Annotated in this window: 20 protein-coding genes and 2 pseudogenes; 7 read left to right on the forward strand and 15 right to left on the reverse strand. The window is 71.1% G+C overall.

The features are described from left to right. Positions 1-23 precede the first annotated feature (23 nt). The 7 genes and pseudogenes from ACZ56L_RS23875 to ACZ56L_RS23905 form a co-directional block, all read right to left on the reverse strand. Positions 24-1,250, reverse strand: coding sequence for an MFS transporter (locus ACZ56L_RS23875; RefSeq protein ID WP_468690141.1), 1,227 nt, complete (start codon positions 1,248-1,250; stop codon positions 24-26). Continuing rightward, a complete protein-coding gene (locus ACZ56L_RS23880; RefSeq protein ID WP_468690143.1) occupies positions 1,247-2,347 on the reverse strand; it encodes a GNAT family N-acetyltransferase in 1,101 nt (366 codons plus the stop codon). The genes ACZ56L_RS23875 and ACZ56L_RS23880 overlap by 4 nt, the downstream gene beginning before the upstream one ends. Next, positions 2,326-3,246 carry a phosphotransferase family protein gene (locus ACZ56L_RS23885; RefSeq protein ID WP_345219782.1) on the reverse strand — a complete coding sequence of 307 codons (921 nt, stop codon included), beginning with the start codon at positions 3,244-3,246 and terminating at the stop codon, positions 2,326-2,328. The genes ACZ56L_RS23880 and ACZ56L_RS23885 overlap by 22 nt, the downstream gene beginning before the upstream one ends. After that, the gene (locus ACZ56L_RS23890) at positions 3,243-4,520 is read right to left on the reverse strand and encodes a radical SAM protein (protein WP_471066153.1); all 1,278 of its coding nucleotides are present in this window, start codon (positions 4,518-4,520) and stop codon (positions 3,243-3,245) included. The genes ACZ56L_RS23885 and ACZ56L_RS23890 overlap by 4 nt, the downstream gene beginning before the upstream one ends. Positions 4,521-4,801: 281 nt before the next feature. After that, positions 4,802-5,619 (reverse strand): IS5 family transposase gene (locus ACZ56L_RS23895; RefSeq protein ID WP_471066313.1). Its coding sequence is split into 2 segments (ribosomal slippage): positions 4,802-5,277 and positions 5,277-5,619, totalling 819 coding nucleotides; the frame shifts between segments, so codons are not numbered across the junction. Between the two features lie 99 nt (positions 5,620-5,718). Next, a pseudogene (locus ACZ56L_RS23900) lies at positions 5,719-5,826 on the reverse strand (peptidase inhibitor family I36 protein); the annotation flags it as partial. A gap of 55 nt (positions 5,827-5,881) precedes the next feature. Further along, complete coding sequence (locus tag ACZ56L_RS23905) at positions 5,882-6,178, reverse strand: hypothetical protein (RefSeq protein ID WP_471066155.1); 297 nt, start codon at positions 6,176-6,178, stop codon at positions 5,882-5,884. A gap of 214 nt (positions 6,179-6,392) precedes the next feature. Between ACZ56L_RS23905 and ACZ56L_RS23910 the strand changes: the two genes are divergently transcribed. The 3 genes from ACZ56L_RS23910 (at position 6,393) to ACZ56L_RS23920 (ending at position 8,904) form a co-directional block, all read left to right on the forward strand. Next, positions 6,393-7,271, forward strand: coding sequence for a hypothetical protein (locus ACZ56L_RS23910; RefSeq protein WP_471066157.1), 879 nt, complete (start codon positions 6,393-6,395; stop codon positions 7,269-7,271). 627 nt (positions 7,272-7,898) lie between these two features. Continuing rightward, the gene (locus ACZ56L_RS23915; protein WP_471066159.1) at positions 7,899-8,285 is read left to right on the forward strand and encodes a hypothetical protein; all 387 of its coding nucleotides are present in this window, start codon (positions 7,899-7,901) and stop codon (positions 8,283-8,285) included. 172 nt (positions 8,286-8,457) lie between these two features. Continuing rightward, positions 8,458-8,904, forward strand: a complete 447-nt coding sequence (locus tag ACZ56L_RS23920) for a DUF6228 family protein (RefSeq protein WP_471066161.1) — start codon at positions 8,458-8,460, stop codon at positions 8,902-8,904. A 708-nt stretch (positions 8,905-9,612) separates the two neighbouring features. Here the strand turns inward: ACZ56L_RS23920 and ACZ56L_RS23925 are convergent. The 6 genes and pseudogenes from ACZ56L_RS23925 to ACZ56L_RS23950 all read right to left on the reverse strand — a co-directional run bounded on the left by ACZ56L_RS23925 (position 9,613) and on the right by ACZ56L_RS23950 (position 16,107). Beyond that, complete coding sequence (locus tag ACZ56L_RS23925) at positions 9,613-10,035, reverse strand: hypothetical protein (RefSeq protein WP_471066163.1); 423 nt, start codon at positions 10,033-10,035, stop codon at positions 9,613-9,615. Between the two features lie 448 nt (positions 10,036-10,483). Further along, positions 10,484-10,783, reverse strand: a pseudogene (locus tag ACZ56L_RS23930) (AAA family ATPase); the annotation flags it as partial. A 343-nt stretch (positions 10,784-11,126) separates the two neighbouring features. Continuing rightward, positions 11,127-11,978: a phytanoyl-CoA dioxygenase family protein gene (locus ACZ56L_RS23935; protein WP_471066165.1), complete on the reverse strand. Its 852-nt coding sequence runs from the start codon at positions 11,976-11,978 to the stop codon at positions 11,127-11,129. Positions 11,979-12,296: 318 nt separating this feature from the next. Next, positions 12,297-13,835 carry a recombinase family protein gene (locus ACZ56L_RS23940; protein ID WP_471066167.1) on the reverse strand — a complete coding sequence of 513 codons (1,539 nt, stop codon included), beginning with the start codon at positions 13,833-13,835 and terminating at the stop codon, positions 12,297-12,299. Between the two features lie 344 nt (positions 13,836-14,179). After that, the gene (locus ACZ56L_RS23945) at positions 14,180-14,857 is read right to left on the reverse strand and encodes a response regulator transcription factor (protein ID WP_471066169.1); all 678 of its coding nucleotides are present in this window, start codon (positions 14,855-14,857) and stop codon (positions 14,180-14,182) included. Then, entirely contained in the window at positions 14,854-16,107 is a 1,254-nt protein-coding gene (locus ACZ56L_RS23950; RefSeq protein ID WP_471066171.1) for a sensor histidine kinase, read from the reverse strand. Before ACZ56L_RS23950 ends, ACZ56L_RS23945 begins: the two co-directional genes overlap by 4 nt. A 124-nt stretch (positions 16,108-16,231) precedes the next feature. Here ACZ56L_RS23950 and ACZ56L_RS23955 point away from each other — a divergent pair, with 124 nt between their 5' ends. From ACZ56L_RS23955 to ACZ56L_RS23965, 3 genes are read left to right on the forward strand one after another with little or no spacing between them, the layout of a single operon-like run. Then, positions 16,232-17,179, forward strand: coding sequence for an ATP-binding cassette domain-containing protein (locus ACZ56L_RS23955; protein ID WP_471066173.1), 948 nt, complete (start codon positions 16,232-16,234; stop codon positions 17,177-17,179). Next, the gene (locus ACZ56L_RS23960; RefSeq protein ID WP_471066175.1) at positions 17,176-18,738 is read left to right on the forward strand and encodes a DUF1349 domain-containing protein; all 1,563 of its coding nucleotides are present in this window, start codon (positions 17,176-17,178) and stop codon (positions 18,736-18,738) included. The genes ACZ56L_RS23955 and ACZ56L_RS23960 overlap by 4 nt, the downstream gene beginning before the upstream one ends. Next, on the forward strand, positions 18,735-19,571 hold the full coding sequence (locus ACZ56L_RS23965; protein WP_471066177.1) for an ABC transporter permease: 837 nt from the start codon (positions 18,735-18,737) through the stop codon (positions 19,569-19,571). The genes ACZ56L_RS23960 and ACZ56L_RS23965 overlap by 4 nt, the downstream gene beginning before the upstream one ends. A gap of 101 nt (positions 19,572-19,672) precedes the next feature. Here the strand turns inward: ACZ56L_RS23965 and ACZ56L_RS23970 are convergent, their stop codons facing one another. Together ACZ56L_RS23970 and ACZ56L_RS23975 are read right to left on the reverse strand one after the other, a co-directional pair. Next, a complete protein-coding gene (locus ACZ56L_RS23970) occupies positions 19,673-19,927 on the reverse strand; it encodes a Tn3 family transposase (protein ID WP_471066315.1) in 255 nt (84 codons plus the stop codon). A 78-nt stretch (positions 19,928-20,005) separates the two neighbouring features. Next, a complete protein-coding gene (locus tag ACZ56L_RS23975) occupies positions 20,006-20,278 on the reverse strand; it encodes a hypothetical protein (protein ID WP_471066179.1) in 273 nt (90 codons plus the stop codon). A gap of 15 nt (positions 20,279-20,293) precedes the next feature. On the opposite strand from ACZ56L_RS23975, the gene ACZ56L_RS23980 reads away from it, so the two are divergent. After that, positions 20,294-20,749 carry a DUF6192 family protein gene (locus ACZ56L_RS23980; protein WP_471066317.1) on the forward strand — a complete coding sequence of 152 codons (456 nt, stop codon included), beginning with the start codon at positions 20,294-20,296 and terminating at the stop codon, positions 20,747-20,749. Positions 20,750-20,791 lie beyond the last annotated feature (42 nt).

Consider the following 20,791-nt stretch of genomic DNA (forward strand, 5'->3'; position numbering starts at 1 on the left):
CAGTGCTCCTTCGCCTTCGAAGCTCATGCGTTCTGCCCCCGGAACTCACGCAGCCGACGGTCGGTGGCCAATGTGGTGACCGACGCGGCGGTCCACGCCGCGGCCGCCCAGAGCACTGGCGTGGGCCCGGTCCACGAAGCGATCAGCGGCGCCAGCACATAGCCGGCGGGAAGGAAGGCGAAGGACCCGACGGATGCCAGGGCGCCGACCATGGAGAGGTGCTCCTGGGGCACGGAACGTTGGACGGCCGTCGTGACCAGTACGCTGTAGGCCCCTACTGAGGCTCCTGCGAGGACCTGCACAACCGCCAGCGGGGCGAGCCCGGACCCGGCGGCCAGAAGCAGCGGCGGAAGGCCCATGGCAAGCAGGCTCAGAGCGGCCGTGAAGACCGGCCGGGGCAGCGCCACCCGGCCGGCGACCAAGCTGCCGAGAAGTTCACCAGCCGCGAAGAGCAGCATGAGCAGCACCCAGGCGTTCGCCGACATGCGCTGCGTCACCAGGCCTGGGCCAAGGACCATGAACGGCGCGGACACCAGCAGGAGAATGGTGCTGTCGACGAGGGTCATGCGCAGCAGCCAGGGAAGACCCCGCATGGCGCGCCAGCCCTCGCGCATCGCGGACACACCTTGCCCCACGCCCTCCCCCACCGCCGCGGCACCGCGGGGCAGGCCCCACAGGAGTACGGCCGCCAGCAGGAAGGACAAGCCGTCGAGCGCGAGAGCCCAGACCGCGTTCCCCAGGGCGAAGCAGACGGCGGTGATCACGGGGCCGAGCAGCGCGGCCGCCCCGGTCCACGCACCGATCAACGCGTTCGCGGACCTGAGGTGTTGAGCCGGGACGCAGTGTGGCAGGTAGCCGAAGGCGGCGGGGTAACCGGCGGCCACCGAGATGCCGTAGGCGCCCTGGCAGAGGACGGCCCACCACGGGTCGGCCCCGCTGACCAGCACGATCACGGTGATGAACTGCGCCGATCCGCAGACGATCGACGAGGCGACCATGAGGGGCCGCTTGGCCGTGCGGTCGGCGGCGATGCCACCGAAGACCAGAAAGACGATCTTGGGGAGGATGGCCGCGGCCAGCATGCCCCCCAACCAGCCCGAGGAATAACCCAGTTCAGTCATGGCCAGGGCAAGCGCAGTGGGAACCACGGCGTCACCGATCAGGGAGACGGCGCGCGAGGCGAAGAACCGGCGGAAGGGCCCGGCGGCGAACAGGGCGCGGTACCCGGCTTGTTCGGCGGTGACCGTCACGGCGCCTCCGGAGGGCGCATCGACGCGGGCAGCGGGTCGGGGAGGTCGATCGAGCGTGCACGCAGGCCTTGGCGTGCCCGGCCTCGGGTGCCCTCGCCGGCGAGCGCGACGGTCCACAGGGGTTCTAGGCGCGCTCCACGCCGCAGTTTCGTCTCCGATGCGGCGATCCCCAGATGCACCGCCGCGGCGCCGAGGCGGTGGGCGAGCCTGAGAGGTTCGTAGAACATGAGGCTGAAGTAGGAACTCCGCGTTTCCCTCAGGGATTCGTCGACGCCGAAGAGACGCACCCACAGCACGTCCGCGTGGTGGAAGATGACATGGCATCCCACGGCTCGCCCGTTCAGGCGGGCGAGGATTACGTGGGCGCCGGGTATCTGCGCGCACAGGGCGAGGTAGGGAAGGAAATCGGCGGGCGGGCGGGCGTACGAGGGGTCGTACTTCTTCTCGTGGAGAACAAGGAGACGTGCGATCTCGTCAAGCGGCGCGTTCCGGTCCATGGGGGCGGTCTCGAAGCGCAGACCGTTGTCGGTGACCTGCCTCAGGTCCGCCCTGATCTGGCGCCTGCGGCTGTGGCCGACCGAGTCGAGGTAGCCGTCGAATCCGCGGTCGGGGACGTCGAGCCATGCCTCCCACGCCACCAGCCCCGCCGGGTGCCCCGCGGCGGTGAACCGTGCGGCGTCGACGCCGCAGAGGTACGGCAGAAGGACCGTACGCCCCTGTGCGACGTCCTGGAGTCCGGCGATGAGGGCGTCGGCCGCGAGGGGGCTCGCGCCGAAGAGCAGTTCGTTGCGGTATCCCGTACGTGGTCCGATGACGACGCAGTCCTTGGCGGGGACGTGATCCGCGAGGAGGAACTCCGGGTGGTAGCGGCGTGCCTGTGTACCGGTTCCCTCGGTGACGGCGCAAAGCGCCAGATCACGGTCCTGACGCAGTAACGCATAGGTGTACTCGTGCCCGTGCCGTTCCAGGAGCCTGAACCAGGCGGCGCTGGAGTAGAGCGTTCTGGCGAGAGCCAGCTCCTGCGTCGGGGCCTGGTCGAAGGACGGGAACGTCTGGGCGGCGCAGAGCGGTGGCCTCAGCGAACGATCTGCGCGCACAGGTGCTCCAGACGTTCTCGGGACGACGCCAGCAGTTCCTGGTCATCGATTTCCTCTACCGCCACGACGGTCAGCAGCGCCGCGATGTCCAGTTCGTAGAAGTCCAGGATCCTTCGGTGGTGTTCGACGTCGGCGTCGTCGAGCCCGTACCCGGCCCGGAATGCCTCGGTGAAAAGCCCGCAGAAGCGGATCCGTGCGAGCTCGAGCCAGGGGTCGCCGGTGATCGCGTTGGCGACGTCGATGACCGCCGCGATGCTCCCCTGCCGCACGCAGATGTTGGGCGCCCGCAGGTCGAGGTGCAGCAGGGCTCCCGTCCGGTCCGCGTCAGCGGGCACATCGGCCGCGCACCGGGACAGCACCGTGTCGGTGGAGAGCCCAGGGCAGTACTTCTCGGCGGCGCGCAGCCGGTCGGTGAGGCGCCCGAGAACGTAGGACGGCCATGGTCCCGGCGGGCGTCCCACCGTCCTGCCCGGGCGGATGGAGTGGATCGCACGGGTGATGCCTCCCAGCTCCTGCTGCTGGTCCTCGTTCAGCTCCTCCGTCGGCTGGTGTTCGATGTGCTCGCACAGCATCCAGGAGATGCCGTCCGGGGCATCGCGCCGCCGCCAGTCAAGGACGTGAGGAGCCGGTACGCCCGCCACGCCCAGCAGTCCGAGGACGTTCACCTCCTTGGCGAGTACGTCGGCGAAGTCGACGGCGCCCTCGTAGTCGGTCTGCAGGACCTCGTGGCGGGGAGAGCGCACGACCCCGGCGATCCTGCCGTCGGGGTGACGGGCGAGGTCGGCGAAGTAGTCCACTCCTTCCCGCCATGGAGCGACGCGGATGCCTGGGTCACCGAGGGCGCGGCCGACTTCCGCTTCCAGAGCGGTGGTCCGGGCCGTGGCCTTCTCTGTCGTCACTGTGCCGACACCTGTTCCCCCGGGTAGGTCGCGCGGTCGCGCCAGTACGTCTCCGTGACGGCGTATATCTCCTGGACCGCGCCCAGTCCGGCGGCGATCTCCTCCTGGTCGAGCCAGCTCTTGGTGACGGTGTTCTGGTCCCGGTCTCCGAACGTCTCGACGGGCAGGTCGAGATGCCCGCGTTCATTGCCGTAGTGCGCGGCGAGCCAGTTGATGTTGACGGCGGGCATGATGTCCACGAATTCCCTGACCCATTGAACTGTTCCTTTGTAGTCGTCCCCAGGTATACCCATGATGAAGTTGGGGATCACATAGAGCCCTAACTCACGGATGGTTTCGCTCGCCTTGTAGAGGTGCTTGGTGCGAAATGGCTTGCGGAGGTATTTGAGGAGACCGTCGTGCGCGGTCTCGACCCCGAACTCGACGTAGCGCACGCCCATGTCACGGCAGTCGGCGAGGAACCCGGGCCTGGCCGCCAGGGACGGAGGGGTCTGGATGATGAACCCCTCGAATCCGTGATGAAGGGCGGCGAAAATGTCCCGGACCTTTCCCAGGTCCTGCCAGTTGTTCGCCGCCGGATCGCCGAACGACTTGTCGTCGATGAAGGCGAGCCGGAAGTCCAGGGGCGCGAAGGCGGCTATCTCTGCCTCGTAGCCTGCGGGGTCGGCAGGAACGACCTGTGTGGGGACGGTGCAGAAGTTGCAGCGGAACGAGCATCCGCTGCTCATGCTGAACCGAGGAATGCACTGGAGCCCGTCGAAGAGCCGGTAGTCGAGCGTGGTCCGAGGGCGCGCCCCGGGCAGAAAGTCGGGCAGGTTCGCGACGTCGTGGAGAAAGCTCACGTGGGGGTGCCCCAGGAACACCTCCGGGTCGACATAGCCCCCGACGACCATCGTCGCGCCAGTGGAGGCCAGATGGAGCAGCTGCTCCACATTGGCGTCCAGCGCCGAGAAGAAGAACACGTCACCCTCGGCCGCCTCCGCGAGCCTGCTGTGCGCGACGTCGAGATCGTCGACGACCATAAGCTCTTTGCGGAAATGCTCGTCGGGGAGCATGGAGGCGACGATGGGTATCCAGTATGGGATTTCCATGAAGTGTTGTGGCATGTAGTAGCCACGCATGCGGGCGTATGAACGCCTGTAGTAGTCCCTCATGGTGCTGTCCTCGGTCAGCAAGAGGTCGCTGAACTGGACCAGGACGGCTCGGGACACTGCCCTCTCACCGGAAGGGAGAATTCCTCTTCTGATGCCGACTGTTGGGATGGGCACGGACATGGTTTTCCCCCCCGCCGATCACACGCTGGACACGGACAGGTCATGCTAGCTATGGGTCACAACCAGAGCAATGGCGTAGGTGTGGCCAGAGGAATCAACGGGGAGTGCACACATCAGGGTTCCGGTGTCTCGTTGCGCCAACGTTTTGCGGCAGCCGCTACGACTTCTGCGGGGTCGAAGTCGCGCAGAAGTTCGCTGAGACGGCATCCCAGACAGGCCTGACGGGCTGAGCGGTCGCGGGCCGGGTGAGAGCCTCCAGGACTGCCTGGCTAGACCGTGTCCTATGTGGTCCGGCGGACGAGTCGCTTGTAGCAGCAGATGGCGGCGACGAGGCCGAGAAAGGCCAGGTAGTTGCAGGGATGGCGCTCGTAACAATGGTCGAGCCGGCGGTAGCCGGTCAGCCATGACATGGTCCGCTCGATCACCCACCGACGGCGGCCGAGCCGCTCTGATGACTCGATGCCCTTACGGGCGATGCGGACGCCGATTCGCTTGCCGCGTAGCCCTTTTCGCAGTTCAGGTATGTCGTAAGCCTTGTCTGCGTGGAGGCGTTGGGGCTTGAAGTGACGGCCGCGGTGGGGGTCGTGTCTCGTTTGGTGACCGAGCACCATCGGCTTCAGCGTTTGGCTGTCGTGGGTGTTGGCGGCCGAGATGCCGACGAGGAGGGGCAGCCCGTTCGCGTCCGACAGGACGTGCATCTTGGAACCCTGCTTACCCCGGTCCACGGGGCTCGGACCTGTGAGTTCGCCCCCTTTTCAGCCCGGACGTGGGCGGAGTCGAGGACTGCACGGGAGAGGTCGAGGAGGCCGACGTCGTCGAGCCGGTGCAGGATCTCCTCGTGCAGCCGGCCCCATACGCCGGCTCTCGACCAGATCAGAAACCGGCGATGGGCTGTCGACTTCGACATCCCGAAGCAGGGCGGCAGCGATCGCCAGGCACAGCCGCTGACCAGCACGTAGACGATCGCGGCGAACAGCGTCTCATCAGGCGTGTCCTGCGTCCCGCCACCTTGCGGCCGCACCCTCGACGCCGGGATCAGCGGCTCCGCGATCTCCCACAACCCGTCCGGAACAATCCAACTCCACGTACCCCGCCCCATGACCGGCTCAATGACCGCCAGACCACATAGGACACGGTCTAAGACCTGCACGAAGGACGGAATGCCCGGCCCCACGACGCCGTGGCTGGCCCAGGAGGAGTCGCCGTCAGCGATGTGGCCCTCCCACCATCCGTCGTCACCGTGCCAGTTCGCCCGCTGGCCAGCGAAGTTGGAGTGTTCCCAGGCGCAGAGATGGCAGTCGACCACCGGGTGAGGAGTGCCCGTGCGACCCCGTGGTGGGGTCCGGCGCGCGGCACGCTCCTCACGGCTTGACGGGCGCGTCCGTACGGTGGCCGCGCGAGCGCCAGCGCTCGAGCAGGGCCGTCAGCAGGCCGCGCTTGTGCGCACGCTCCACCCGGGTCTCCCACTTCTCGACCGTGCGGGACTGATAGCCGGTCCGCTCGCTGATCTCCAGCGGGGAGATGCCCGCCTCCAGCGCCCGCGCCGTCACCTCCCGCGCACGGGCGGGCAGCCGCAGCCCCGCCTCGTAGTGGGCGGCGCGCTGCCGGCCGACCTCGTCGAGCTCGCGCAGCACCTGGTCGCCCCCGTACGCCTCCATGCCGCCGATCGTGCCCGCCGGAACAGGTCTGCACGGGCGGGTTCCCGGAACATGGCGCAGAGCGCGCGCCGCCGTCAGCCCACACTGGCCCCTGCCCGTCCCGGTCACCCGCCGCCCGGGCCGCGCCGATCGCCCGGCGCTGTGCCGCGCGCCCGCGCGTCCCTCGCCGCCGGCCCGTCGCACTGGCCCGGGCGCGAGGGGGACATGTACCGGTGTGAGCAGGCTCTGCTGGGCGGACGTGGTGGACCGGGCCGCCGTCATCGTGACCGGCTACGGCCCGGTCGGCGGCTGTACCCTGCGCCAGGTCTACTACCGGCTGGTGGCCGCGGCCGTGATCCCGCACACCGCGCCCGCCTACCGGCGCCTGTCCGCGCGCCTTGCGCAGGCCCGCCGCCGGGAGGGGTTTCCCGATCTGATCGACCCGCTGCGCGAGGTCCACGTCCCGCCGGCCTGGCCGGACACCGGCGCCTTCCTGCGCGAGGCGCCCGCCTGGTTCTGCCTGGACCACACCGCCGGCCAGGACGCGGCCGTCTACGTGGTCTGCGAGAAGGACACCCTGCGCGCCCAGCTCACCGGCTGGCTGGCCGAGTCCGGGATCCCCGTCCTGGTCGTGCGGGGGTTCGGCAGCCAGAGCTACGTCCAGGTCGTCCGTGCGTGCACCGCCCGCGACCCGCGACCGGCCGTGCTGCTCTACGTCGGGGACTTCGACGCCTCCGGCGCCGACATCGAGCGTGACTGGGTGGCCCGTACCGCCTGCTGGGCCTCGGCGGAGGGCGTGCTGCTCACCTATGACCAGGTCCGCGAGCACGAACTGCCGCCGGTCGAGGGGAAGCCGGGCGATCCCCGCTGGCCGGCGTTCGCCCGCCGCTACCGGCTCGACGCGGACCGCTTGGTGCAGTGGGAGGTCGAGGCACTCGATCCGGCCGAGCTCCAGCGCCTGGTCGCCGCCGCCGTCGCCCCGTACGTCGACAACGCGGTCCTCGCCGCCCGTCTCGCCGAGGAGGCGCGACAGCGCGCCCGGCTCCGCGCGGCCCTCGACGACGCCGGACGCCGGCTGGCGGGGGAGGGCCTGATAGCCAGCGCCGACACGTGACCACCCCGCCCCCCGCCCGCTCGTGTTCGCCGGCCCGCCGGCGCGACCCCGTACGGCTCGGGCGGCCTCGCACCGCCGCTCGTCGGCCGCTGCTCCCGGCAGGCACACCCGTATCGCTGCTGGTCGTGGAGTTGTTCGGCGTTGTTCGGCCGAATTCGTCGGCCGGCCCCGGCCCGGTTACGGCTCGTCGAGGACCAGCCGTCCGACGTCGTCCGGCAGCGTTCGACGCTGTCCTGGCTTCCGTTCTGCCGCACCCGAACGACTGCACGCCGCACCGCCCCGTGGTGTCCCCCCTCCGGCCTGCATCATCCGGGGCCAACTTCCAGACGGAGACGGCCGATGACCGCCGCGTCCGGACCCGTACGGCTCGGCCGGATCGTGCTGGCGCCGAGCTGCCGCACCCGGGGCCTGACCGGGCGCCCGGAGGCGGGGAGCCGGGTGTTGCCAGGCAGCGGCAACACCTTGCGCCCCTCCACGCCGCCGGTCTTCACCGGTATCGCCGCGAAGCCCCGGCCCGGTGGCGATACTGCGGTGAGGCGACCGGAGCGACGGGGGAGGAGCAGGTGAGCGAGGACGAGATCCGGCACCCGGCCCTGGACGGCGTCCTGGCGGCCGGCGCCGCGCGCGGTGCTCCAGGAGGTCCTGCTCCCGTGCACGTGGCCGGAGCTGGAGCGCCTCGCCGAGATCGCCACCGGACGCAGCCGTGCCCGGGTGTACGTGGGGGACCTCGGTGAGGCCGGGCCCGAGCAGCTCCTCGTGCTGTGCCTGCGAGGAATTCCCGGGGCCGTACGGATCGATGGGCCCCTCGCTCCCGTCGCGGAGGTCCTGGCCGCCCGGGCCCGCACTGCCGCGCTGAACGTCGCCGCCGTACACCGCGAGGCCGGCCGACCGCAGGAGGCCCGGCTGTGGCGTACCCGGGCCCGCCGGATCCTCAAGGACGGCCGCGCCGCCCGCCGCGGCCGGAGCGTACGGGCCGCCTCGGCCGGGCTGCCCACCCTCGGCCGCCGCTCCTGAAGTCCGCGCGCGGCGCTCCGGTCGGTGGCGGGCGTGGCTTTGACGATGCGTACGGGTTCGCCGTCGAGCAGCACCTCGTCGATGAAGTCGTCGGTGGCAGGGAGCCTGGATCGATTGCCATCGAAGTTGGGCCATCGCACCGTTGGTCGCCCGGATCCCCTCATCTGGCTGAATGATCGCCGACGACGCTTCCGATGGCCTGCTCGTCCAGGTGGGGGACCCTGGGAGTCAGGCGGTGCATCTACTGTTCTCCGAGCCCACACGGCCCTACGAAGAGGAGCCGACCCTTGACTTCATCGTGCGGGCCCGCGGCCGACGGGTGAGCATCGAGGCCTCGGTTCGGACCTGGGACGGCGACGGCCTCGAGTTGTTCATCTCTTCCCTGGCGGAGGACTTCCGCGGCTGGCAGGGAGCGCGGACCTGGCACCCCCTCGAGTACGACCTGACCCTCTCGGCAGAGCACCGGTCCGGCGGCCATGTCCATCTGACATGGGGCATCCACGACCGTCCACCCGCCGAGGAGTGGCACTTCGAAACGACCACGGTGCACGCTGCGGGCGAGGACATGCGGCATCTCGCCGCCCAGATCCATGCCCTTCTCATCAGCGCGGCCCAGTAGCCGAAACGCCTGGTACCCCGCGGACCGGTCCAACTTCGTTGGCAAACGGTCCAACATCACTGTCAAAGGACAACCGGCCCGCACGTCTGGCCCCCGCGCCAGACCTGACAACCAGTTGTCACGCTCACCGAGAGTGATGGTCAGTTGTCACGCCGCCCTGCCACGTTGCCGGGAGACCGCGTGACAGTCGCCACCCGGAAGCCCATCAATTCAGGCATTACGGCGTGGAGGCGGCCCGGAAACCCTTCTCCGGGCCGTTTCCGCGTGACAGGCGCGACAGCGTGACACCCCACCACTTGAAGCTCTGGGCACTCTCCGGCGGCCCGACCCCAAAGCACCGCGTCCGGCCTGAGCCTCTACCAAGTCCTCGACGCCCTGCAGGACATGCTGCTGTGCCGGACCGGCGCCTGCACCATCTGCGGCCGTCCTCTGTCGAATCGCCGACCTGGAATTCTCGGCGCGGGTAAGCCCGTCGACGGCGGGGGCGTCGCGACCGACACCCTCCTCAGCCACTCACCGGCTTCGTCCTCCAGGAGCAGCCGGAGGAGGAGTTCCCGGGCGCCGCAACCCCGCCCGTCACCGCCGAGCTGCGCGCTCGCTTCCCCCTCGTCATGGAGCAGATGCCCCGGCTCGGCCAGGACGAGAAGTCCCGGCGCAGCGTGCGGCCGCTGTGTACGGCGTTCCGGACGCTCGCCTCCGGATGACCTGTCAGGCCAGCGGCTTGCGGTCCGGCCACCAGCGCTGGACGGCCTCGACGGTCGTCGTCGGACTCACGTTGAAACAGAGCTTCGCGGCGGGCGCCAGCTCGCGGGTGACGTCGACCAGGACTTCGAGAAGCGGGGTCAGCGCCGGGTCCAGCCGGATACCGGCGCCGATCACCACCAGATCGTAGTCCTTCGCGGACAGCGCGGCGCGGTAGACCGCCTCGGCCGTGCGGCCGTAGTCGAGCAGGCAGAGGTCGACGGAGAAGCCCAGCTCCTGGAGCCTGGCCCGCTCGGCGGCCACCCCGGCCCGGACCACGTCGACGTCGAGATCGGGGAACGCCACCCGCGACGAGGCCGCGTCCTCCACGAGGACGGGATCGAGCCCGATGGTGAGTACGGACGCGGATACGGATGCGGTTCCGGACATGCCTCGGTACCTCCTGTGCGGTGCGGCTTCCGGACCGAGGGTGGCATCGGGTTGCCCGCGTCGCCAGCCCCGCACTCCTGGGGCGCCGTTCGGCCGGCCGTCTCAACTCGTACGGCAGCATGGTGGCATGGAGCGGCCACGCCAGATGATCGACTGCGACGACCGAAACGGTGCGAAGGGAACGCACCGCCCAAACCCGGCCTGCTTCCAGCTCCCCGGCCGCGACGCGCAGTGCACGGGCACCGGTGTTGAGGGTGGCGGCGTCCGCACGCCGGGCGGCGAGCAGCAGGAGGTCCTCGACCTGTCCGTGCGGGTCACCGCTCCAGCGGGTCCGCTCGGTGTTCCAGCGGTGGAGCATGCCGGTGAGCGCGTCGGTGGCGGTGGCGTCCGCGTGGACGTGTCCGTGCTCGGCGAGGGTGGCGAGCGCGGTGGTGCGTCCGCCGTCGCGCCAGTCCTGGAGGGCGGCGCGCTCGACGACGTCGCGCTGGCGGCGGTTCTCGGTGAGCTCCGCGCCGCCGACGATGCGGTGGATGCGGGCGAAGGACCCGCCGACGCCGACCGCGCGCAGTTGCACCGGGTCGCCGACGAGGGCGACCTTCGCGCCGGTGGTCGTCGCGTGGCGCAGCAGGACGGCCAGGGCGCGGTCGTCGACCACCGCGGCCTCGTCGACTACCAGGACGCCGACTCCGGCCAGGCCGCGGCCCCCGGTGATGTCGCGGGTCCAGGCGGCGATGGTCTGGCTGTCGATGCCCGCCTCGGCCGCGAGGTTCGCCGCGGCGAACGACGCCGTCGGTACTCAGGCGGTTCGCACCGTCCAGGTCCTGGCCCCGGGCGGCACGGCCCCGGCGCCCCGCGAGGCGATCACCGCACCGAGGAGGGCGGCTCTGCCGCAGGCACCGGTGAAAACCCGGGACATGGCCCCTCCCTGCTTCCACCCCCAGACCACCGCGAGGCCGCCCGCCAGGCGGTCATCCGTCTGACGGCGCCGCGGACGCGCCGACACCACACCAGCCGAGCACACGGGTGAGGACCGGCTGACGCTCAATTCGCCAACTGGGGCGCTCAGTCACCACACCGTATGACTGAGCTTGCTAGGTGGCGGATGAGCGCTCTGCTTGGCGGAGCTGAGCATTCTGATGGGCGGATCCGGCGTCCTCCCCGGCGGGACCGGGGGTGGTCCGTCCCAGGCCCCGGCGGATCGCGATCTCCACGGGTGAGTACGCGCCGTCGGCCCGCTCCAGTTCATACGGCGCGGCCGGCATCAGCGGCGGCTGGGCCATGAAGCGCGGTCGCACCCCGTGGTGCGGCTGTGCCGCGTGGACCAGGAACGGATGGCACAGGAAGACGTCGCCCGGGGAACCGGTGGCGAGGGCGAGCGGCCGGTGGGCGGATGCCGTTACGAGGTCTGGCGCGACGGCCAGGCCGCTCGCGCCCTCCTCCCCGTACGGCTCCAGCACCTTCGGCACGTCGAGGTGGGAGCCGACCCGGATCCGGGTGGGGGCGTCTTCTTCCCCCACCTCGCTGAACAGGAACAGCATCAGCAGGGCCCGGCCGCGTGAGCGGAGGTTGGTGAAGGGCCAGGTTTCGCCCTCTACCGCGTAGCTGCCCTCGATGTGCCAGCCCGCGTCGCCGGGCTCCTGTTCGTGCGGGAAGCGCAGCGGGAAGGTGCCGAGCGAGTAGCGCGGCTCCCAGCGCCCGGCGCCGGCCAGCAGGTCGTACGCCCGGTGCAGAGCCGGGGAGTTGGGCGCGGCGGCGAACGGTCCCTGTGCCATCCCGCCGACCCAGTGCACGGGCTGCGTCCACGTCTTCGGGTCGTCCGGGTCGCAGCCCGTCTCCCGCCACAGCAGCCGCGCGCAGCCCGCGGCCACGCGGGGCGCGACGGCGCCCTCCAGCCTGACGAAGCCGTCGCGGAGGAAGCGGGATACCAAGGTCGTGTCGTCCATGCCCCCATCGTGCGGCGCCGACCGTCCCGGTCACCCGACACTTGCCGCACCGCTTTTATCGGGTGCGGTGTGCAGCGCCGCGCCTGATGGAATCAATGGCCGGGATCTTGGAGGCGACCGCCCTCCGCGTGCCACACCTCTGCCGCACGCCCTGGCCCCTACGGGGGTAGGGGGTCGGTTTGGCACTGTGGTGTGACGCGGTGGATGGAGCCTTGGTCCTAATTTTCTGGCCGTCGGCAACGGGTCGGCCAGGAAGTGGAGGAGAAAACAATGTCGTTCAGGGTTTCGCAGCGCGTCGGCAAGGCTTCCGGGTCCGGTTCAGCAGTCGTTCGTCCGGGATTCGCGCGGCGGGTCGGGTACGCGGCAGTGCTGCTTCCGGCCTCGGTCGCCACGGTCGGTGCGGTTGCGGTCGGACGTTCGGACAGGGCGTGTGAGTGGTGGGCCCGGGCCGGTGAGCAGGGCTTGGCAACGCAGACGTCGAATGGGCGGCCTGGTGCGGCGCGTCTGCTGGCACATGCCCTGTTGTGCGTGCCGCTCGGGCTGCTGGCGCTCATCCCCGTGGGCGTCGAGGTCTTGTTCGTTCTTCGCGGGGTCCTCTACCCGCTGGTCGACCGCGGCCCTTACAACCACTCCCGGGGCGGTCCGAGCGTCGGTGGGGCCTGGGTGGCGCACCTCGGTGTCGCCGTGCCGTTTGCGGTTGCCGGGGTGGGCGCCCTGTGGCTGTTGGGGCGCCTGCACTCCCGCCTGGCGGGCTGGATGTGGGGCCGCAAGGTCGGGCTCGGTCCCTTCATCATCACGGCGGCGGCCTCCGTTGGTGGGGCCGCGTTGGTCATCGCCTGGATTCACCAGTTGTGAGGCCGGACGTAAACGGCGGCACCGGTGCCGTCGGCTCTGTTCTCCCGAAGCTACGGCGAAGTGACACGTAGCTCTCTGTAAGCAGAGCGGCCCTCGGTCAGGGAGAGCGGGGCGAGGTCCGGGGACTTCTCCGGTCTGGAGGGCGGCGAAGCCGGCGTGGGCCTGCTCGACGGCTTCGAGGTATGCCTCGCGCTTGGCGTGTTCGGCGAGCGCCCGGTAGATGCTGGCCACCGAGGGGTTCCGTCCCTTGCGCTTGCCGGTGGGGATGAACAGGTCGGGCTGGATCTGTTCGAGGGATTCGCCGAGCGCCCGGTGCCGTAGCACGGTGTGCAGCATGTAGTCGGTGATGACCGGGGGCCAGCCGCCGTGCTTGCCCTTGCGGACCGCGGTGTCGAGCCCCTCCAACGTGGACTCCCGGATGTTCTCCCGCTCGGTCTCCGCCGTCGCTGCGAAGAACGCGAACAGCAGCTTGCCCGGGCCGGTGGGGTCGTAGATGCCGGGCAGTGGCCCGGCGAGCATCTCCAAGACCAGGCCGTGGGCGGTGAGGTGGTCCGCCAGGGCGGTGAGATCGGCGGCGTCGCGGCCGAGCCGCTTCATCTCGTACACGGTGAAGATGACCCGGCAGTGCGGGGCGTGGGCCCTGACCTCCCGCGCTGTCCGCAGCGCTTCCTCGAACTTGGGCCGCACGCGGTCCCAGGTGCTGATCTTCTCGCTGAAGATTTTGTCCCGGGAGATGCCGTGCTTGCTGAGCGCGTCGAGCTGGGGGATCGAGTTCCTGCCCGAGGGTTGAGCAACGGGCGTAGCCGATGCGGATGTCCGCGCTCGACAGGTCCGGGTCGATCGGCGCCGGGGGCGGGGTGCCCGGCCACTGTGGTCGGCCCGGGCCGCGGTCGGCCGCGGTCGGCCGGGGTCGGCACTCGCAGCGCCTTCTTCAGCCGGAGCACCAGGGTGAAACGGTGGGTGTGGTAGGCGGGGGCGACCGCGCCGCCGCGCGAGCGGCACGGCGAGCCGGACTGCGCCTCACGCTTCGAACAGGCGTGCTGTTCGACGTCGTCGGCGTCCGACTGGTCGGTTCGCGATGGCTGCTGAGGGCCCGCCGTGGGCCCGGATCTTCGCACAATGCAAGTCTCAGAAGGGGGACCGTCCCGCTTTCGAGTGAGAACGGGTTCCGAGAACCGATCTGGGGTCGGGCCAGCTCCGGCGGCCGGTTGTCGATCTTGCTCGCGCAAAGGATCGTTTGTGAGAGTGGCTGCATGCGTCAGTCTCCGAAGTCGGCTGCGCAGATGGCTGGAGTCGGGTGCACTGAGTACGGCCTCCGCTCGCGGGCCGTCGGCCCTGGCGGCTTCTCAGTCGGGTGGGACGGCTGGGTCGATGATCCGATACCCCACGCCGGGTGTGGTGGCGATGACCGCGGGGCCGCCGAGTTTGCGGCGCAGGCGGCTGACGGTCACCGTGACCGTGTTGGTGAACGGGTCGGCGTGTTCGTCCCAGACCTGTTCGAGGAGGCCTTCCGTGCTGAGGAAGGCGGGGCTCGCGTCCAGGAGGGCTTCGAGGACCGCGAATTCCTTCACGGAGAGGTCGAGTCGGCGGCCGTCGCGGCTGACGGTGCGGCGCGTCGGGTCGAGTTCGATGCCCGCCGCGCTCAGGGTGCGGGACCGGGCGCCGGGGCGACGGCGGGCCAGGGCGCGGATGCGCAGGACGAGTTCGGGGAAGTGGAAGGGCTTGGCGAGGTAGTCGTCGGCGCCCAGGGTGAGGCCGCTGACACGGTCGCCGGGCGAGTCGGCGGCGGTCAGCATCAGGACCATCACGCGGCCGTCCCGCTCGGTGATCATCTGGCAGAGGGTGTCGCCGTGGATGCCCGGCAGGTCGCGGTCGAGCACGACGACGTCGTACGGGTTGACGTCCAGCTTGGCCGCGGCGTCGAGCCCGTCGTGGGCCACGTCCACGGCCATGCCCTGATCGCGCAGCCCCTCGGCGACGACTTCGGCGAGAGAGCGGGCGTCCTCGACCACCAGGACTCTCAACGCGCCACCCCCGTCTCCGTGTCGGGGGCTTCCGCCCTCGCCCTGCCGTCCGTACGGGGGAGGGTGATGCTCACCCGCAGGCCGCCGTCGGGGCGGGCGCGCAGGTCCAAGGTGCCGTGGTGGGCCTGGGCGATGGCCGCGACGATGGAGAGGCCGAGACCGCTGCCCCGGCCGGTGCCGGTCCGGTCGGCGCCAAGGCGGCGGAAGGGCTGCGCGAGCTCCGCCACCCGCCGCTGGTCGAGGACCGGCCCGCTGGACTCGACGACGAGGGACACCGTGCCCGCGTCGTCTCCTTCGGCCCGCACCCCGACGCTGAGCCAGCCCCCGGGGTCGTTGTGCGCGATCGCGTTGTCGACCATATTGTCGGCCGCGCGGCGCAGCAGCGTCCGGCTGCCCCACACCCACGCGGAGTCGTCGATCCGGTTCTCCCGCACGGTCAGGCCCTTGGCCGCGATGTCCTTCGCCCGTCCGGTGAGGGCGGTCAGCGCGAGTCGGCCGAGGGCGAGGTGCGCCGAGTCGGTGAACTCGCCGTGCCGGGCGCGGGCCAGGACGAGGAAGCTCTCCAGCAGCCGGTCCACCTGGTCGAGTTCGGCGCGCATCCGGGCGGCCAGCGTGGCCGTGGTCCCGGGTACCGGGCCCGGCTTGGCGAGGGCCACGTCCAGGGAGGCCCGCATCGTGGTGAGCGGGGTGCGCAACTCGTGGGAGGCGTTGGCGACGAAGAGGCGCTGGGCGTCGAAGGAGCCCTCCAGACGGCCGAGGAGGTCGTCGATGGTGTCGGCGAGGTCCTTCACCTCGTCGCCCGGGCCGCCGATGGCCAGGCGTTCGTGCAGGTTGTCGGCGGTGATCCGGCGGGTGGCCGCTGTCATCACGCGCAGTGGGCGCAGCACCCGGCCCGCGACGAACCAGCCGAGGCCGACCGAGATCACCGCCATGACGCCGAGGGCGATGGCGGAGCCGGTCAGGATCTGCCGGGACCGGGTGTCGTGCGCCCGGGCCAGCTGCTGTTCCAGCTCGGCGATGCGGTCCTGGGCCTGTGCCGCCGTGGCGGGCTGGTCGGTGCCGCTGTCGGGGGCGGTCTGGCTGGAGCGCGATCCGCCGGACGCCACCACAGCCGCGATGGCGAGCAGCGCCGTTCCCGACAGCAGGAACAGGGCCACGTACAAGGCCGTGAAGCGGGTGCGGGCAGTGCCGCGGCGCAGGCCGAGCCGGGCGGTCAGGCCCGTGGGCCGTCGGGGCGGGCCCCATTTCATCCGCCTGCTCCCCTCTCGCCACCGCACCAGGAAACGTACCGGGCCAGGCTAAGCCGAGGCGCCTAACAGCGGGATGACAGTGGCCGTTCGGCCCCTGTAACTCGCTCCGTTACAGGGTGGGGCCATGAGCGACGAGAGTACGAAAGCGACGATCGAGGTCATCGGTCTGCGGAAACGCTTCGGGCCACAACTGGCCCTGGACGGGATGACGTTCACCGTGCGGCCCGGACGGGTGACCGGCTTCGTCGGCCCGAACGGCGCGGGCAAGTCCACCACCATGCGCGTGATCCTGGGCCTTGACGCGGCGGAGGAGGGAGAGGCCCTGGTCGACGGGGTGCCGTACCGCACCCTGCGCCGCCCGCTCCGGCATCTGGGGGCACTGCTCGACGCCTCCGCGCTGCAACCGAGCCGCACCGCCCGCAACCACCTGCTGTGGCTGGCCCACTCGCAGGGCCTGCCGGCCCGGCGGGTGGACGAGGTCGTCGAACAGGCCGGCCTGGGCACGGCGGCCCGGCGCAGGGCCGGCGGCTTCTCGCTGGGCATGCGCCAGCGCCTGGGGATCGCGGCGGCGCTGCTCGGTGACCCGCCGGTGGTCATGCTGGACGAGCCGTTCAACGGCCTCGACCCCGACGGCATCGTGTGGATGCGCGGCTTCCTGTCGTCGCTGGCCCGGCAGGGCCGCGCCGTCCTGGTCTCCAGTCACCTGATGAGCGAACTCGAGGACACCGCGGACCACCTCGTGGTGATCGGCCGCGGCCGGGTCGTCGCGGACACCGGTGTGTCCGAGCTGCTCGCCGAGGCGTCCGGCGGCCGGGTCACCCTGCGTACCTCCGCGCCTCCGCGCGCCGCCCAGGTCCTGCACGGCGCGGGTGCCACCGTTCTCGCCACCGGCCCCGACACCCTCGGCGTCACGGGCCTGCCCGACGAGGAGATCGTGGCCCTGCTCGCCCGGAACGGGGTGCCGTTCTCCCAGGTGTCCGCGCACCGGGCGACGCTCGAAGAGGCGTACATGGAGCTCACCCGGGACGCGGTGGAGTACCGGGGCGTCCCGGCGGGGGAGGTCGCGCGATGACCGCCACCGTCACCCCGCGTCCCCCGGCCACGAGGCGCGACGAGCAGAGCGGTTTCGTCAGGACGCTGCACGCCGAGTGGACGAAGTTCCGTACGGTACGCGGCTGGGTCCTCGCCATGGCGGGGGCGCTCCTGGTGACGATCGTGGTCGGCCTGCTCGGCACGGCCGCCCCCGCCCCCGGCGGTCGCGGCGCCGACTCCCTCTCGTACCCGAAGGGACCCGGCGGCGAGGCCGTCAACGACAGCTTCTACTTCGTCCGCAAGACGCTCACCGGCGACGGCGCCCTCACCGTTGCCCTGCGGTCGCTGACCGGTGTGGCCGACACCGGGACCGGCAGGACGGCCCAGGGCGCCCAGCCCTGGGCGAAGGCCGGGATCATCGTGAAGGAGAGCCTCACCCGGGGATCCCCGTACGCGGCGGTCATGGCCACCGGCGGCCACGGTGTGCGCATGCAGTACGACTACACGCACGACACGGCGGGCCCTTCCGGCAAGGTCACCCAGGAGTCCCCGCGCTGGCTGCGCCTGGTCCGCTCCGGCGACGTCCTCACCGGCTCCGCCTCCACCGACGGCTCCCACTGGACCGAGGTCGGCCACGCGAAGCTGCCGGGGCTCGCGCGCACGGTGCAGGCCGGGCTCTTCGCCACGTCACCGCAGGCGAAGCAGGACACCGCGGCGGGCGCGGGCTTCAGCCCCGCCGTGGCCACCGGCGCCTTCGGCCGCCCCGCCCTCACCGGCGGCTGGTCCCGGAGCGCGTGGAGCGGCACACAGGTGGGCGGCGACGCGGGCACCTCCGGCAGTTACTCGAACTCCACCGGGGGCGGCTTCACCCGGACCGACGACGGCGGGTACACCGTGACCGGGGCCGGTGACATCGCACCGGTCGTCGGCGGGCCCGTCATGGGCGTCGGCTTCTCCGTCGAGAACTTCCTCGTCGGCACCTTCGCCGGGCTGATCGTGGTGATCGCCGTGGGCACGGTGTTCATCACCGGCGAGTACCGGCGCGGTCTGCTGCGTACGACCATGGCGGCAACTCCCCTGCGGGGCAGGGTTCTCGGCGCCAAGGCACTGGTGGCCGGGGGCGTCGCGTTCGCCATCGGCCTGGCGGCCGCCGCGATCACCGTTCCCGTCGGGGAACGCAGCGCGCGCGGCAGGGGCTTCCTCGTCCTCCCTGTCACGTCGGCGGCCGAAGTGCGCGTCGTGGTCGGCACCGGCCTGCTCTGCGCAGCCGCCGCCGTGCTCGCTCTCGGCGCCGGCGCCCTGCTGCGGCGCAGCGGCACGGCGGTCGCCCTGGTCATCGCGTCGATCGTGCTGCCCTTCCTGCTCGCCACCTCCGGCGTACTGCCCCCGGGCGTCTCGGAGTGGCTGCTGCGGACGACCCCGGCCGCGGGTTTCGCCATCCAGCAGACCCTGCCGCGGTACGCGCAGGTGCTCAGCGTGTACGAACCGTCGACCGGCTACTACCCGCTGGAGCCATGGGCCGGCCTCGCGGTGCTGTGCGGATACGCCGCGCTCGCCTTCGGTCTGGCCGTGGTGCGGCTGCGCGGGAGGGACGTATGAGTCTCCTGAGAAGCGCACGGCTCACGAGCACGGCGGACGGCGCGTGGCGAGGGGACTTCGGCCGCGCCCTGCGCGCGGAGTGGACGAAGCTGCGCACCGCAGGAGACACGGGCAGGTTGCTCCTGCTCGCCGTCGCGCTGACCGTGGCCGTCGGCTGCGGCGCCGCCAAGGCCGTGAAGTGCCCGGATGCGGGGTGCGGCCAGGACGCCGTCAAGCTCGCCCTGACCGGCGTCACCGTCGGGCAGGCGGTCGTCGCCGTCCTGGCGGCGCTGGCCGTCAGCGGCGAGTACGGCACCGGGATGATCCGCACCACGCTCACGGCGGTGCCGAACCGGCTCACCGTCCTCACCGCCAAGGCGACGGTCCTCGCCGCGGTCGTCCTGACCTCCGGGACGGCTGCCGTCCTCGCCTCGCTCCTTGCCGGCCGCCACATCCTGCCCGGCAACGGATTCACCGAGGCGCACGGCTACGCCCCGCTGTCCCTGGCCGACGGCCCGACCCTGCGCGCGGCCGCGGGTTCGGTCCTCTACCTCGTCCTGGTCGCCCTGATCGGTCTCGGCGTGGCGACGGCGGTACAGGAGGCGGCGAGCGCCATCGGAATCGTGCTCGGGCTGCTCTATCTCTTCCCGGTCGTCATCCAGGTGGTCAACGACCCGGAGTGGCAGCGGCACCTCCAGCAGATCGCGCCCATGACCGCCGGACTCGCGGTCCAGGCCACCGTCCGTCTGCACGAGCTGCCCATCGGCCCCTGGGCCGGCCTGGGCGTGCTCACCGTGTGGGCCGCGGCCGCGCTGCTGGTCGGCGGCCTGCTGCTGCACAGGCGCGACGCGTAGCCGAGTCGGGCCGATTACGGGCACGGTGGCTTGCCCCCGGCCCGGCGCCTCACCCGGTCGACGATCCGGCCGACCGGGAGCGACGCCGGGCGGGCGGGTCTTCAGGCCGCCGGCCCGGACCCACCGTCCGCCGCCGGTCGGGCGGCTTCCGCCTCGGATACTGTGCGAAAGCCGGGCACTACGGACACCGTGGTGGCGAAGGCGAGGTGGGAGTTCATGTCCAGCTCGAACCGGCCGTAGGGGTTCACGTGGGTCCAGAACAGCGGGGACAGCGCCCGCCGATCGGCGTCGGTGAGCCACTTCTGCCACTTCCCCGCGCTCAGGATCTCTTGGAGGAGCAGCGTGTTGACGTGCACCAACGCCGACTGGGTCGGTCCGGCCCGGGGTGGTGGGGTGGCGATGGCGGACCGGGTGGGAAACGTCTCTGGGACGCGTTACGAGAAGTTGGTCGCCGACGCGAGAGAGCTCGTTGCGGCAGTGGCCCGGGCGCAGTTCGGGCTGGAGGACATCGCGTTGGAGATCGAGCCGATGAGGCCGGTGGACGGTTCGATGCCCAAGGGGAGCGAGGACCTGTTCACGGTCGAGGAGCCGTTGGCGATCTTCACCGATGACATCGGGGTGGCGGCCTCGACGGTGAAGACTGGCGGTGGATCGCTTCCCGCCGACCCGAAGCCAAGCGGCAGGAAGGCGTCGCGTTCAGCGTTCACCGGATTCTGGCCTCGATCAAGGAGGACAGCGAGCGGTGGGCACAGATCGAGGACCCGCCGTTCAACCAGCGCACAGGCAGGCGGGGTTGGACGAACGACGGGGCAAAGCGGCTGGTCGGGCAGCGGGTCGACACGCCGGTCTCGACCGAGGAGAAGGTCCAGGCCACCCTGGTGGAAGAAACCGAGTCGGAGTGGCAGCCGCAGGTCAGGGCACAGGCCAAGCGGTGCGCGGTGTCCTCGGGCGGGCTGGTCATCTCCTGCCGGGCGTACTTCGGCCTCGGTCCAAAGGGCACCTCGGACGCGGGCCGGGCCCGGGACATCACGGTCGCCGTCAGCCCCGCCCACGCGGCCGCCGTCATCGCCGCACAGAGGAGGGTGCGACGAAAAGCGATCTGCATGACGCGGTCGCGGAGGCCATCGCAAACGCCTATTGCCGTCAAGGCGGTGGCGGCCGTGCGGGCCTGGAGGTGAAATTCACGGACGTGGAGTGGTTGAAAATCGCGTCTTAGTACT

The sequence above is a fragment of the Streptomyces sp. NPDC039736 genome, assembly GCF_055596485.1.

Excerpts from the sequence above, each read along its gene's own strand:
- ACZ56L_RS23890 (WP_471066153.1), bottom strand. The coding sequence starts at position 4,520 with ATGTCCGTGCCCATCCCAACAGTCGGCATCAGAAGAGGAATTCTCCCT.
- ACZ56L_RS23905 (WP_471066155.1), bottom strand. The coding sequence starts at position 6,178 with ATGGAGGCGTACGGGGGCGACCAGGTGCTGCGCGAGCTCGACGAGGTC.
- ACZ56L_RS23920 (WP_471066161.1), top strand. The coding sequence starts at position 8,458 with ATGATCGCCGACGACGCTTCCGATGGCCTGCTCGTCCAGGTGGGGGAC.
- ACZ56L_RS23925 (WP_471066163.1), bottom strand. The coding sequence starts at position 10,035 with ATGTCCGGAACCGCATCCGTATCCGCGTCCGTACTCACCATCGGGCTC.
- ACZ56L_RS23935 (WP_471066165.1), bottom strand. The coding sequence starts at position 11,978 with ATGGACGACACGACCTTGGTATCCCGCTTCCTCCGCGACGGCTTCGTC.
- ACZ56L_RS23950 (WP_471066171.1), bottom strand. The coding sequence starts at position 16,107 with ATGAAATGGGGCCCGCCCCGACGGCCCACGGGCCTGACCGCCCGGCTC.
- ACZ56L_RS23955 (WP_471066173.1), top strand. The coding sequence starts at position 16,232 with ATGAGCGACGAGAGTACGAAAGCGACGATCGAGGTCATCGGTCTGCGG.
- ACZ56L_RS23960 (WP_471066175.1), top strand. The coding sequence starts at position 17,176 with ATGACCGCCACCGTCACCCCGCGTCCCCCGGCCACGAGGCGCGACGAG.
- ACZ56L_RS23965 (WP_471066177.1), top strand. The coding sequence starts at position 18,735 with ATGAGTCTCCTGAGAAGCGCACGGCTCACGAGCACGGCGGACGGCGCG.